The sequence below is a fragment of the Micromonospora sp. WMMD736 genome, assembly GCF_049179015.1.
Taxonomy (GTDB): Bacteria; Actinomycetota; Actinomycetes; order Mycobacteriales; family Micromonosporaceae; genus Micromonospora.
In genome coordinates, this window is record NZ_JBMHMI010000160.1 from 1 (window position 1) to 1,588 (window position 1,588).

The 1,588-nt window shown below is 71.2% G+C and carries 1 protein-coding gene; it reads left to right on the forward strand.

Annotation, left to right across the window (positions count from 1 at the left end; translation table 11 throughout):
- The coding region (locus ACN269_RS35065) for an alkaline phosphatase D family protein (protein WP_421477690.1) at positions 1–1,415 on the forward strand (1,415 nt) is incomplete at its 5' end.
- Positions 1,416–1,588: the final 173 nt, after the last annotated feature.

Here is a 1,588-nt window from a genome sequence, read left to right on the forward strand (position 1 = left end):
GGCCCAGCGCGCTCGACCCTTTCACGCTCGGTGTCGCGTCGGGTGACCCGACGCCCGACGGGGTGGTGCTGTGGACCCGGTTGGCGCCTCGGCCCTTGGACTCAGATGGGCTGGGCGGCATGGGATCCCGGCCGGTAGAGGTCGGTTGGGAAGTCGCCAACGACGACCGCTTCGCGAAGCTGGTGCGGCACGGAACCGCGGTGGCAACACCGGAATTCGCGCACAGTGTGCATGTCGAGCTGACCGGGCTGGCCCCGGGCGCGCAGTATTTCTACCGGTTCCGCACCGGGTCTCACATCTCACCGGTCGGCCGGACGTCGACCGCGCCCGCACCCGGCGTGCTGGGCGCGGCGACGGTGTGCGTCGCGTCGTGCGCGAACTATCAGCAGGGCTGGTTCACCGCGTACCGCCGGCTGGCCCAGGACCAACCGGATCTCGTTGTGCACCTGGGGGACTACCTCTACGAGTATGCCGCGAAAGGCGGTGATGTGCGGGCTCACGTCGGACCCGAGACCACCACCCTGGCCCACTACCGGCAGCGTCACGCCCAGTACAAGGCCGACCCGGATCTGCAGGCCGCGCACGCGGTGGCGCCATGGCTGGTGGTCTTCGACGACCATGAGTTGGCCGACAACTGGGCCGGTGACATCCCGGCCATCCCGCAGCGCGGCTTTGCCCAGCGGCGGGCGGCGGCGCTGCGGGCCTACTACGAGAACATGCCGCTGCGCCGCACCTCGCTACCCCGCGGCACCGACATGCGGCTGTACCGGCGGGTGCACTGGGGTGAGCTGGCGACGTTTCATCTGCTCGACACCCGCCAGTACCGCGACGACCAGCCGTGCGGTGACGAGATCGGGGACTGTCCACAGCGCCGCCATCAGCGCCGCACGCTGTTGGGCGCCGAGCAGGAACGCTGGCTGCGCAACGGGTTTCGCAGTTCCCGCACGCGCTGGGACGTGCTGGGCCAGCAGGTGTTCTTCGCTCCGCTGCAGCTGGGGCCGGGCCGGTTCAACCCTGACGCCTGGGACGGCTACCCGGGGTGCCGCGATCGGGTACTGGCCGGGATGGCCGCAACGCGCAACGCGGTGGTGCTGACCGGCGACGTGCACTCGCACTGGGCAGCCGAAGTCCGCGACCCGGCGCACGGCACCTCGGTGGCCACCGAGTTGGTGACGACGTCGATCAGCTCGGGCGGCGACGGGTCGGACACCCGAGAGGACACCGCCGCGGCGCTGGCCGCCAACCCGCACATCCGCTACTTCAGCAACCGCCGCGGCTATCTACGCGCCCGCATCACCGCCGACGAGCTGCGCGCGGACTTTCGGCAGCTGCCGTACGTGACACGGCCGGGTGCGCCGGTGGTGACCGCGGCGTCGTTCGTGGTGGGGGACCGGGCGGGGCTACGGGCGCTTTAGTCCGCGTGGTTGCGGCGTTGCTGTTCGACGAGGCCCTTGAGTTCGAGGAACGCCGCCACCCGGGCCTGCACCGCGTCGGCCGAGTCGGAGGTATCCGACGGGGTGGGCTCGGCGGTGTCGATCAGCGCGCTGAGCCGGCCGCGGACGTCGTCGCGACGCTGGTCGATCTCGGC